Annotated in this window: 13 protein-coding genes; 2 read left to right on the forward strand and 11 right to left on the reverse strand. The window is 44.2% G+C overall.

Annotated elements, in window-relative coordinates; all coding sequences use genetic code 11:
- Nucleotides 1-108 precede the first annotated feature (108 nt).
- Nucleotides 109-1,242 (forward strand): hypothetical protein, encoded by a 1,134-nt coding sequence (locus tag AC13CK_RS02400; protein WP_482830920.1) that lies wholly within the window; start codon nucleotides 109-111, stop codon nucleotides 1,240-1,242.
- A gap of 100 nt (nucleotides 1,243-1,342) precedes the next feature.
- Nucleotides 1,343-2,230, forward strand: coding sequence for an EamA family transporter (locus AC13CK_RS02405; protein WP_482830921.1), 888 nt, complete (start codon nucleotides 1,343-1,345; stop codon nucleotides 2,228-2,230).
- Between the two features lie 74 nt (nucleotides 2,231-2,304).
- Here the strand turns inward: AC13CK_RS02405 and pcaD are convergent, their stop codons facing one another.
- The 11 genes from pcaD to catC form a co-directional block, all read right to left on the reverse strand.
- A complete protein-coding gene (pcaD, locus tag AC13CK_RS02410; RefSeq protein WP_278357015.1) occupies nucleotides 2,305-3,084 on the reverse strand; it encodes a 3-oxoadipate enol-lactonase in 780 nt (259 codons plus the stop codon).
- A 59-nt stretch (nucleotides 3,085-3,143) separates the two neighbouring features.
- Entirely contained in the window at nucleotides 3,144-4,349 is a 1,206-nt protein-coding gene (gene pcaF / locus AC13CK_RS02415; RefSeq protein WP_482830922.1) for a 3-oxoadipyl-CoA thiolase, read from the reverse strand.
- A gap of 133 nt (nucleotides 4,350-4,482) precedes the next feature.
- Nucleotides 4,483-5,139 (reverse strand): 3-oxoacid CoA-transferase subunit B, encoded by a 657-nt coding sequence (locus tag AC13CK_RS02420; RefSeq protein ID WP_005246228.1) that lies wholly within the window; start codon nucleotides 5,137-5,139, stop codon nucleotides 4,483-4,485.
- 19 nt (nucleotides 5,140-5,158) lie between these two features.
- A complete protein-coding gene (locus AC13CK_RS02425) occupies nucleotides 5,159-5,830 on the reverse strand; it encodes a 3-oxoacid CoA-transferase subunit A (RefSeq protein WP_004647044.1) in 672 nt (223 codons plus the stop codon).
- Between the two features lie 37 nt (nucleotides 5,831-5,867).
- Nucleotides 5,868-7,088: a benzoate/H(+) symporter BenE gene (benE, locus tag AC13CK_RS02430; RefSeq protein ID WP_004731109.1), complete on the reverse strand. Its 1,221-nt coding sequence runs from the start codon at nucleotides 7,086-7,088 to the stop codon at nucleotides 5,868-5,870.
- 58 nt (nucleotides 7,089-7,146) lie between these two features.
- Nucleotides 7,147-7,932, reverse strand: coding sequence for a benzoate diol dehydrogenase BenD (benD, locus tag AC13CK_RS02435; RefSeq protein ID WP_005106868.1), 786 nt, complete (start codon nucleotides 7,930-7,932; stop codon nucleotides 7,147-7,149).
- Nucleotides 7,933-7,949: 17 nt separating this feature from the next.
- Nucleotides 7,950-8,966: a benzoate 1,2-dioxygenase electron transfer component BenC gene (gene benC / locus AC13CK_RS02440; protein WP_425878500.1), complete on the reverse strand. Its 1,017-nt coding sequence runs from the start codon at nucleotides 8,964-8,966 to the stop codon at nucleotides 7,950-7,952.
- 90 nt (nucleotides 8,967-9,056) lie between these two features.
- Complete coding sequence (gene benB, locus AC13CK_RS02445; RefSeq protein WP_004647040.1) at nucleotides 9,057-9,548, reverse strand: benzoate 1,2-dioxygenase small subunit; 492 nt, start codon at nucleotides 9,546-9,548, stop codon at nucleotides 9,057-9,059.
- Nucleotides 9,545-10,933: a benzoate 1,2-dioxygenase large subunit gene (gene benA, locus AC13CK_RS02450; protein ID WP_482830923.1), complete on the reverse strand. Its 1,389-nt coding sequence runs from the start codon at nucleotides 10,931-10,933 to the stop codon at nucleotides 9,545-9,547. Before benA ends, benB begins: the two co-directional genes overlap by 4 nt.
- A 71-nt stretch (nucleotides 10,934-11,004) precedes the next feature.
- Nucleotides 11,005-11,925: a catechol 1,2-dioxygenase gene (gene catA / locus AC13CK_RS02455; protein WP_482830924.1), complete on the reverse strand. Its 921-nt coding sequence runs from the start codon at nucleotides 11,923-11,925 to the stop codon at nucleotides 11,005-11,007.
- A gap of 154 nt (nucleotides 11,926-12,079) precedes the next feature.
- Nucleotides 12,080-12,370 (reverse strand): muconolactone Delta-isomerase, encoded by a 291-nt coding sequence (catC, locus tag AC13CK_RS02460; RefSeq protein ID WP_004647036.1) that lies wholly within the window; start codon nucleotides 12,368-12,370, stop codon nucleotides 12,080-12,082.
- Nucleotides 12,371-12,374: the final 4 nt, after the last annotated feature.

Genomic DNA, 12,374 nt, shown 5'->3' on the forward strand with positions numbered 1-12,374 from the left:
AGGTGTGAATGAATATCCCATCAAAGATAGTTTAATGATTATTGATATTGCTTTAGTTTTTGATTTATAAGAAAATTACCATTATTTAATTATAAAAATTGGTTTAGTATGGCTTTTTCATTTCTTAGTAATTCATTTAGCAATGTTATCATTCAATTAAAAAAATATATTTCTGAAATTAAAGAAAGGACAGATATTGATGAGTGGGAAAAGGAGTTACTAAAAAATTTAGATCCTATAGATCTTTATGATAATGAAAGGCTAAATGAGTTTGAAGAACACTGTATAGAGATCAAAAAAAGAAATGATTTAAGTTTAAAGTTGGTATTTGATAATGAGTATGGGGAATTAGGGCATCATTTTGAATATTCGGATCGAATAAAGCTAGAGTATATAAATTTATTAATCTATGCATATTATAAAGAAGTAATGTTTAGGAAAGATTATAGATACTCTTTTCAAAAATCCTTTTTTGATTTTATTGAAAATAATGCAAATAAATTCAGTCCTGAAGTAAATTATATTTTTTCTTTTATAGATAAATTGCCATTTAAACTGTTAAGTAAAGTTTATTCTAATCCAAATTTTCAAAAAATAATTGAAACTTTAACACCTGATCATTTTTCAAAATATATTGAATATTTAGAGTCTAATCACAGAAATATAGAAAAAATTGATGCTTGGACTAGTACATTTGAATCTAAAAAAAGTGAAGTATCAGAATTAGAAAAGCGTCTTGAAAAAAATAAACAAACTTATGATTTCGTTTTGCTCAATAAAGGTTTTAAAGAGCTTTATGATCAGAAAAAAATAGAGTTAGATAATGCAAAAGGTACTTATAGCTTTGTTGCAGCAACAATGTTTTCTATACCTTTTGTGGAATTAGGTGCATTAATTGGAGCATTTTTCTATTTTGATGGAAAGCTACCTACTGGTATGTGGTTTATTTCTATTCCCTTCATTACTTTAATTTTAATTACGTTATATCTTTTAAAAATTTCTTTACAAGACAAAAGAGCAGTCCAATCTCAAATGATGCAGCTAGAACTTCGCATGGCACTGTGTCAGTTCATCCATAACTATGCTGAAGATTCAGAAAAACTGCATAAGAAAAATGCAGCAGGCTTTGAGAAATTTGAAAATATTATCTTTTCACCGCTAGTTTCATCTGATGACAAGATTCCAACCAACTTTGATGGAATGGAGCAACTTGCCAAATTAGTGAGTGAATTTAGAAAGTAATCCAAACTTTCCGCTATCGGCGAGTATCCTATTTTTAATTAGTCAGCGCTTTTACTAAGGCATAGAATTAATTTACTTTTGAGGTAATAGCGATCAGTAGATGGCATTCAGCTGGATTTTCTTCACTTTAATGGCTGCATTTATGCAGGCTTGGCGTAACGCCTTTCAAAAACAGCTTAGTACCACGGTGGATGTGTGGGGAGTCACCCTGGCACGCTTTATTTTTGGCTTGCCATTTGCTGTGCTGTACCTGAGCAGCCTGTATTATTTCAAGCCGGTTGAAAGTGTGGCTCACTTCACCCCAAAGTTTTGGATCTATGTAGTAATTGCGGGTTGCAGTCAGATTTTAGCTACGGCACTGATGGTGCAACTGTTCAAGCAAAAAAATTATGCCGTTGGAGTGGGGTTGGCGAAAAGCGAAGCCATTTTAGCCGCCATTATCGGCGTGACCTTTTTAGCGGATCATTTGTCATTCCTGGCGTGGATTGGTGTGGCACTAGGCGGATATGCGGTATTTTTATTGAGTAAAGACCAACAGGTCAGTGGGTTTTCAGCCAGAACACTGGCTATTGGCATCGGAAGCGGTTTAAGTTTTGCCATTACCTCACTACTGGTACGCGAAGCCAGTTTAGAATTAACCACTTTACCAACCTTGCATCGTGCGGCCTGGGTGTTGTTAATGGTGATCAGTTTTCAGTGCCTGAGTATGCTGCTTTATCTAAGCCTATTCAGCCGCCAGACTTTAGTGGCCATGTGGCAGCGTCTGGGCTTAACTTTTAAAGTGAGAGTGTGCAGTTTTATGGCATCACTAGGCTGGTTTACTGCCATGAGCATGATGAGTGTGCCGGTCGTGAAAACCTTAGGACAAATTGAGATTCTGTTTAGTATGCTGATTTCGGCATATTTCTTTAAAGAAAAACTGGCACGTACCGAGCATTGGGGTCTGGGCTTAGTAGTGATTGCAGCGATTTTAGTGATCTGGGCCTGATGTAGAACCAGTTTTTTAAATCTAAGCATAAAAAAGCCACTGATCAACAGTGGCTTTTTCTTTGCCTCTAGTATTTAAGCTGCAATAAATTTCTGAACTGCCTGATTAAAGGCTTCTGGTTGCTCCACATTGGAAATGTGCGAGGCATTGATTTCAAACAGCTGGCTTTGTGAAATTTCAGCTTGCATGGCTTGACCATCTGCAACTGTCGTCACCGGGTCTTGCTGACCGGCCACAATCAGTACCGGCACTGAAATCGTTTTGATCTGTTCACGTAAATCCGCCTTAGCCAAAGCTTCGCAACAACTTGCATAACCTTCCGGGCTGCCAGCTCCAAGGTCGTTTGAAAGTTCTGCAACTATCGCTGCGTTGCTCTGGATAAAGGGATCGGTAAACCAACGTGCTGCTGCTGTCGATGCAATCGGCGCCAGACCTTGTTCACGTACCAGTGCGGCACGTTCCAGCCAGGCCTGTTCCTGACCGATCTTGGCAGCAGTATTGCAGATAATCACGTGGCTAAAACGTTCGGGCTTGTTGATTGCTAACCATTGACCGGTTAAACCACCCATTGAAATACCACAGAATGCAGCTTTTTCAATTTTTAAATGATCAAGTAAGTTTACAACATCCTGACCTAACTGTTCCAAGCTATACGGACCTTGCGGTGCAGATGAAGCCCCATGACCACGAGTGTCATAACACACAACAAAATAATCTTGCTGGAAAAATTTAATTTGTGGTTGCCACATGCTGAATTTGGTGCCTAGTGAGTTAGAAAAAACCAGGGCAGGTTTACTGGCATCACCAAAGGTCTGGTAATTGATCTGGGCATCGTTGGATGTAAATGTTGGCATTGAAATCCCTCCCGACCTCCCTTTAAAAAAGGGAGGAGGTTTATCTTTTTAATAGGTTGTTAGACGCGTTCAATAATCAAAGCGATGCCTTGACCGACACCAATACACATTGAACAAAGACCGTATTTACCACCGGTTTGTTCAAGCTGGTTGAGTGCAGTGGTCACTAAGCGTGCGCCAGATGCACCCAGTGGATGACCTAAAGCAATTGCACCGCCATTTGGATTGACTTTCTCTGAACCGTCTTCAATACCTAAGTCACGTGTACAAGCCAAAGCTTGTGCTGCAAAGGCTTCATTCAACTCGATCACGTCCATCTGTTCAATAGTCAAACCTGTTTGTGCCAACAGTTTCTTAATGGCAGGTGCTGGACCAAAGCCCATGATACGTGGTTCAACACCAACGACGGTTGAACCAATAATTTTGGCACGTGGTTTCAAGCCGTGTTGAGCAACCGCTTCATCAGAAGCAATCAGTAGAGCAGCCGCACCATCGTTAATACCAGATGCATTACCCGCCGTTACCGTACCGTCTGCTTTTACCACAGGTTTCAGTTTTGCCAACGCTTCTGCAGTGGTAGACGCACGTGGATGTTCATCTTTATCCACGACCACCGGATTGCCTTTACGTTGTGGAATCACCACCGGAATGATTTCTTTATCAAAGAAACCTTTGGCTTGCGCTGCAGCTGTACGTTGTTGGCTGGTCAAGGCAAATTTGTCCTGATCGGCACGGTTGATCCCGAACTGTTCAGCGACATTTTCTGCCGTTTGCGGCATGGTTTCTACGCCGTACATTTCTTTTAGTTTCGGATTGATAAAACGCCAGCCCATGGTGGTGTCTTCAATCTTCTGGCTACGGCCATACGCCGTTTCTGACTTGCCCATGACAAATGGCGCGCGCGACATGCTTTCTACACCACCGGCAATAATCAGATGAGCTTCACCGGCTTTAATCGCACGTGCTGCCATCGCCACGGCATCCATTGATGAACCACATAGGCGATTTACGGTCGTCGCTGGTACCTGATAAGGCAAACCTGCAAGCAGAGAAGACATACGACCGACGTTACGGTTGTCTTCACCGGCCTGATTGGCACAGCCATAGATCACGTCATCGACCTGTTCCCAGTTCACACTTGGATTGCGTTCCATCAACGCTTTAATTGGCAGCGCACCTAAGTCATCAGCACGGACAGGCGCGAGGCCACCGGCATAACGACCGAATGGGGTACGGATGGCATCGATAATATATGCGTTTTTCATTGTGTATTTGCTCACATATTTAAAAGAAGAAAACTCCTCCCTTTTTAAAGGGAGGTTGGGAGGGATTTAATGAAGTAGTTTTATTCCTCAAATCCTCCCTAAATCCCTCCTTTAATCAAGGAGGGACTTCCCCTTAATTTGATTGAGTCGCATCAATCAGTTTGGCACCGGTCATTGACTGCAATTCTTCAAATGACAGACCTTCAACTTTCTCAATCACTTTCATACCTTCAGGTGTCACATCAATCACACACAGGTCGGTGTAAATACGATCCACACATTTCAGGCCAGTCGCAGGATAAGACAGTTCAGCCACAATTTTTGGCTCGCCTTTTTTGGTCACGTGATCGGTCGTAATAAAGACTTTCTTCGCGCCAACAGCCAGATCCATGGCACCGCCCACCGCTGGAATTGCATCTGGTGCGCCAGTATGCCAGTTGGCCAGATCGCCATTTTCAGCAACCTGGAAAGCACCCAATACTGCGATATCTAAGTGACCGCCACGCATCATGGCAAATGAATCACCATGATGGAAGAATGAACCGCCTTCAAGTAGGGTGACGAATTCTTTACCGGCATTGATCAGCTCAGGATCGCGGTCTTCTTCAGCAGGAGGAGGACCGAAAGCCAACAGGCCATTTTCAGAATGCAGGAATACGTCTTTATCGCTTGGCAGGTAGCTTGAAATCTTGGTCGGTAAACCAATACCGAGGTTTACATAGGCACCATCAGGAATGTCTTGTGCCACACGTTCAGCGATCTGGTCACGGGTCAGTTTGCTATAGCTCATTATTTATCTCCGATGCCAATTATTGTGCAGGTTTAACTTGAACAACGTGTTGAACAAAAATTCCCGGGGTGATGATGTGTTCCGGATCCAGTGCACCCAGTTCAACCACTTCAGAAACTTGAGCAATCGTCACATCAGCCGCCATCGCCATGATCGGGCCAAAGTTACGCGCAGATTTACGGTAGACCAGATTGCCCCAACGATCGCCTTTAGAAGCTTTAATTAAAGCAAAGTCAGCTTTAATCGGATTTTCCAGGACAAAATCTTTGCCTTCATAGTTCAAGGTTGGTTTGCCTTCAGCCAGTAAGGTACCAAAACCGGTTGGGGTATAGATTGGACCTAAGCCCATACCTGCTGCCTGAATACGGCAAGCCAGATTACCTTGCGGCACCAGTTCCAGTTCAATTTTTCCAGCACGGTAAAGCTCGTCAAATACCCAGGAATCTGACTGACGTGGGAAAGAACAAATAATCTTGCGAACAGCACCAGCTTTAAGCAGTTTCGCCAGACCATAATCGCCATTACCGGCATTGTTGTTGACAATAATCAGGTCTTTAATACCCAATTCGATCAGACCATCAATCAGTTCAGCAGGCTGACCCGCTGTACCGAAACCACCGATCATGATGGTAGAACCGTCCTTGATCTGGGAGAGTGCTTCTTTCAATGATAATGAACTTTTATCTATCATAATCTGGTCCTTACATATCCTAAACTGATGGATGTCTTTAAACTCGTTTTGAATCTGATGCTGTAACCGGAACTGCGTTACGGTTTTTCTGTGACAGCAGAAAATGTGCTACCAGGCCAATGCAAATTCCCCAAAAGACTGAACTCAGTCCCAAGAAATGCATGCCGGAAGCAGTCGCTAAAAAGGTGATAAGCGCTGCATCACGTTGTGACTCTTTGCCCATGGCCACGGAAATGTTGGTGGCAATCGCACCGAGCAATGCCAGTCCTGCCAAAGCCGCAATTAATTCTTTGGGCATTAGGCTAAACAGCATGACAATGCTGCCGGCAAATAAGCCGCCTAAAATATAAAAAAGCCCATTCGCCACGCCGGCGATATAACGCTTTTCTTTCAGCTCGTGCGCGTCTTTGCCTAAACACAAAGCAGCTGTGATTGAGGCCAAGACAATCGTGATACCCCCCACACAGGCCACTGCAAGCGAGGCAATACTGGTTGCACTGATAATCGGCTTGGCTGGCATGTCATAACCACTGAGTTTGATAATCGCCATTCCCGGTAAAAACTGGCCCGATAGGCTGACCAGAATGAGCGGGAGGGCCAGATTCAGGGTTGAACTCCAGGTCCATTCCGGTGCAATAAATTGCGGAATCGCCAGACTGAAATCTGCCGTGACCGGGTTAATCTTGCCCAGCAGCATGCTTAAAACCACACCGGCAATCAGCACCCAGACCATGGCATAGCGTGGACTAAAACGCTTGGCCAGCAAAAATACCGCCAGCATGCCAAAGACGATATAGGGCATGGTATCGGTCGCGGTGAACAGCCCTAAACCAAACTGCAGTAAAATCCCTGCCATCATCCCGGCAGCCACTTCCTGAGGAATCCAGGACAGTAACTTGTCGAAATAACCGGTGATCCCAATGAAAAAAATCACCACAGCAGAGGTGATATAGGCAGCAACCGCTTCATTGAGTGAAATATCGGGAAACAGCGTAACTAATAAAGCCGTTCCGGGTGCAGACCAGGCGGTGACGACAGGTATTTTGTATTTAATTGATAAAAAGATACCTGCGAGTGCGGCACCAATAGAAATTCCCCAAATCCATGAAATCATCATGTCCGGGGAAACCTGGGCTTGCTGTGCCGCCTGGAAAAAAATGATCAGTGGCCCTGAATAGGAAATCAGCACTGCTAAGAATCCTGCAACAGTTGCTGAAATTGACCAATCATTTTTTAATGTCTGAAACAGGGTATTCATTGGTGATGTGCCTCCTTGCGTCGAACCATGAGCCTGTTAAAAATCGTGATGATCAGGACTAGCCCTGATCACCACCACCGACCGGTACCACTGTACCTGTCATATAAGATGATTCATCCGAAGCCAAGAATACAATTGCATTCACTTGCTCCTGAATCGTACCGTAGCGTCCCATGAAAGTACGGTCAATGGTCTGATCAACCACTTGCTGCATCCATTCTTTTTCAGATTCAGTCAGTGGATTGGCATTGCGCGGTACTTTACGTGGTGGTGCTTCAGTACCACCTGTCGCGATTGCATTGACACGGATTCCGTCTTTGGCATGTTCAAAGGCAAGGGAAGCGGTCAGGCCGTTCACACCACCTTTAGATGCTGAATATGGCACACGGTTAATCCCGCGTGTCGCAATAGAAGATACGTTTACAATGGTACCTTTCTGATTTTTAATCATTTCCGGAAGTACTGCACGGCAGCACCACAAGGTCGGGAACAATGAACGGTTCACTTCCTTGATAATTTCCTCTTCAGAAAATTCCTCGAAAGGTTTCATCCAGATCGCACCACCGACGTTATTGATTAACGCATCGACACGGCCATAGGTTTCTAGCGCTTTTTCAACGACTGATTGAGCACCAGCAAACGTTTCCAGATTGGCTTTGACCGTAATCGCATCACCGCCAGTCGCTTCAATTTCAGCCAGAACTTCTTCCACATAAGGGGAAAGGTCAGCCATAACGACTTGAGCACCTTCGCTCGCCACTTGCAGCGCGACACCGCGACCGATGCCTTGAGCGGCACCAGTCACAATTACAACTTTATTTTCAAATCTTTGACGATTAGACATTGAACAAATTCCCTCTATTAATTGGCAGAGAATTTTTCAAACAGGAAGCTTGCAGGTTTTACGCCTTCAGCATCCAGCCAGCCGCGAACTGCTTCAACCATTGGTACAGGGCCACACAGGTAAACATCTACATCACCGCCATTTAGCCATTCGTTCTCAATATGACCGGTCACATAGCCTTTACGCTCATGGGCAGATTCTGGGTTAGCAACTACTGTACGGTATTCGAACCACGGGAATTTGTCTTGCAGTTCGTTCAGTTTTTCAATCGCTACCAAGTCGAAATCATTAGTCACACCAAATACTAAACGCACTGGATGTTCTGAACCTTTTTCTTCCAGCACTTGCAGCATTGACATGAATGGTGCAATACCTGTACCACCCGCCAGCATCAAGACAGGACGGGTCACAGGGCGCAGGTAGAAGCTACCAAATGGACCGGTGAAAGTCATTTTGTCACCAGCTTGGGCATTTTTACTTAAGAATTCACTCATTTTGCCGTTCGGTACATTACGTACTACGAAACCAGTTAAACGGTCACTCGGTTTTGAGCTAAATGAATAAGAACGGGTTTCAGTCGTGCCCGGAATTCCTACATTCACATATTGACCAGCAAGGAAGTGAATGTCCGGTTGACCTTCGTCTAACTGGATATCAAAAGTAATGGTCGAGTCAGACAGGTTTTCGACACGCGCCAAAGTACCCTGGAATGCATGAATTTCGGTTTTACACACTTCTGAGGAAGCCTGAATCTGGAACACCGCATCTGAAGTCGGTTTACACTGACAAGCCAGAATAAAGCCTTCAGCGGCTTCTTCAGGCGTTAAAGCATCTTCAATATAAGTTTCTTCAGGCATGTCATAAGAACCTGATTCACAAAACGCACGACACGTTCCACAAGCACCATCACGGCAGTCCAAAGGAATATTGATCTTTTGACGGTAGGCTGCATCCGACAGTGTTTCGCCATCTGAAACAGAAATAAAACGTGTAACGCCATCTTCAAATTGAAGTGCAACATTGTGGTTTGACATGGCTGAATATCCTATATAAATCTTTGTAACTGAGCCTTTCAGCCAATTTTCCATCTGACCGAAAGGCATAACCTAGCTGTATAAACAGTCTTAGAGGTGATAAATGTCGATAACCTGGTTGATGTAATCGTTTTTCAGTACCACGTATTTGCTTAAAATTTGCGGTTTATCGCCTGAGAAATCGATTTCATAACGAGACATACCGAAATAGCTGTAACTTGTTTTGTAACGGAAGCTCAAAGTATTCCAGTTAAAACGTACAGTCACTTTGTCGCCATCACGTTCAACAATTTCAATATTGCTGATGTTATGGCAGGTACGTGTATCCGGCATGGTTGCAGATGAACGTTCAGTCTTGATCCGGAACACGCGGTCTTCTAAACCTTGACGGTCTGGATAGTAAATCAGGGAGATTTCAGACTGCGGATCTGTGGTCAGCTTGTCATCATCATCCCAGGCTGGCATCCAGAAAGACGCAGTAGGGGCATAACAAGTTAACCAATCATCCCATTGTTCATCATCTAAAAAGCGGGCTTCTTGATACAGGAACTGCGCAATATTTTCTAAAGTGATGTCGCTCATGCGTTTTCTCCTTCAGTAGATGCTGCAATTTCTTTTTCAGTCGCAATGCCTTTTTTGATCAATTCTAACCAGTACTGGTGCTGAGCCAGGTATAGACCTTCATCTTCAGTTTTAATACCAGACAGTTTTGGTTTTAAACCGATTTCATTGGCAGCATCGTCCGGGCCTTGGATCCAGTGTTTAGAACCACGGCACATGTCGTTCCATTCCAGCGCGATACCGGCATAACCTGCCTGACATGCACGGAATTCTTCAAGATCGTCTGGGGTTGCCATACCTGATGCGTTAAAGAAGTCTTCATACTGACGGATACGACGTGTACGTGCTTCCGGCTCTTCACCTATAGGTGCGATACAGTAGATCGTCACTTCAGTTTTATCGACAGAAATCGGGCGCAGGACACGGATTTGTGAACCGAACTGATCCATGAAGTAAACGTTTGGATAGATACACAGGTTACGTGAACGTTCGATCATCCACTTCGCCATGGCTTCGCCATATTGCGCAGTGTATTCATCTTTCTTGGCAAAGTTAGGACGGTCTTCCGGGTTAGCCCATTGCGTCCAAAGCAGCATATGACCGTGTTCAAAGCCGTAAGAACCACCGCCTTGTTTGCCCCATGCGCCTGCGCTCATGGCACGGATGTTGTCACCCGCCTGTTTTTCTTTACGTTGCTGAGTGGTTGCAGCATAGTTCCAATGTACAGCAGACACGTGATAACCATCAGCACCGTTTTCAGCAGTCAACTTCCAGTTACCTTCATAGGTATAAGTCGAAGAACCACGTAAAACTTCCAGACCTTGTTCAGACTGATCCACGATCATGTCAATGATTTTGGTCGCTTCACCCAGGTATTCTTCCAGAGCAGGGACATCCGGATTCAAGCTGCCGAACAGGAAACCTTTATAGCTTTCAAAACGCGCAACCTTTTTCAGGTCATGTGAACCGTCTTTGTTAAAGCAGTCTGAATAACCCGCTTCAGCCGGATCTTTAACTTTTAATAACTTGCCGGAGTTATTGAACGTCCAGCCATGGAATGGGCAAGTATAAGTTGCTTTATTGCCTTTCTTGTTACGACACAATTGAGCACCGCGATGCGAACAGGCATTGATCATGGCATTCAGTTCACCTTGACGGTTACGTGCAATGATGATCGGCTGACGACCCATATAGGTAGTATAGAAGTCGTTATTGTTTGGAATCTGGCTTTCATGTGCCAGATAAACCCAATTGCCTTCAAAGATGTATTTCATCTCAAGGTCAAACAGGGCCTGGTCTGTAAATACTGAACGGTGTAGTTTAAATTCACCAGATTCATAATCATCAACCAGTAATTCGTCAATGCGGTCTAAATGGCTGGTGTTAATTACGGGAATACGAGGCATGTCCTTTCTCCGACTTTCCAAGGGGGAAGTCAGCGGGATATATCTCACGGCATATCCCGCTTCTTAATGTATTAAGCGCTAGCGCGGCGACGATCAACTTCAGTAGAAGGTGCGTCTTGTTTCTCTTTCATAAGTTCAATATCAAATTGAATGTGTTTGAAAGGACCTTTCAGACCACGTTTTGCAATTTCAGCTTCATCAGTCACGTCAACCGCAGTTGCCACCAAGCCTTCACGAGTCGCGAATGCAAAGTCATCCCACAGGTATTGGTCGCCTTCAATATTGAATTGAGTAGTCAGCTTGCGGTAACCCGGTGCAGATACGAAGTAATGTACGTGCGATGGACGGTTACCGTGACGGCCTAATTTGTCCAGTACAAACTGAGTTGTACCTTCTGGAGGGCAGCCATAACCTACTGGCATTGTAGTCAATGCAGTATATTGACCATCTGCAGCGGTAATGATGCTGCGACGCAAGTTAAAGTCAGACTGTGACTTGTCAAAGAATGAGTAGTTGCCCAGGCTGTTTGCATGCCAGATTTCAACTTTAGCACCTTCAACACGGTTGCCGTCAGTATCCGTCACTGTACCTTCAATGATTAAAGTCGGGATTTTGCCTTCTTCAGAACCATCATCCATACGTGCAAAGCTTACTGTTTCAGGTGCACCAGCGACATAAAGTGGGCCTTCAATCGTACGTGGCGTACCGCCAGTAATACCTGCTTTAGCATCCGCTTCATCAGCACGTAAGTCTAGGTAGTGTTCCAGACCCAAACCTGCAGCCAATAAACCTAATTCGTTCGCTTGACCGGCATCAGTAAAGTATTCCAGACCTTTCCACAGTTCTGACTGAGAAATATCAAGATCTTCGATAGCCTGGAAAAGGTCACCCAATAAACGCACAACAACTTGTTGTACACGTTCATCTACAGGACCTGTCGCTGTATCAACGTTCATTTGCTTAACTAATGCATCAATTTCTTGGCGATTCATACTATTGCTCCTAAAGTATGTCTTTCATCTTTTAGTGGCGCACTTTTTTAGCTTTCATTGGCTGGCTAAATCTGGCTGGCCACAATCCTTGTTGAGGTACCCTCTGTTTTCGATTTGGAAGGGGAATCCGGTGACTCCCAATCCGCTCATTTAATCAACTGTCGTCATCTCGAACTGAAGATGGGTGACGGTTTAATGCCATTACTTCAATGTTCATATAAGGATAGAGAGGCAAGCCTTGTAACAGGTTGTGCAACTCTTCATTGCTTTCAACATCAAAAATACTGATGTTTGAGTACTGGCCCGTGATGCGCCAGATATGACGCCATTTGCCTTGACGCTGCAATTCCTGTGAATAAGCCTTTTCAACAGCCTTAATTTCGTTTGCCTGTTCAACTGGCAGATCACGTGGAATGTTTACATCCATACGTACGTGGAAAAGCATGGGT

This window comes from Acinetobacter sp. L-24 (assembly GCF_056857555.1).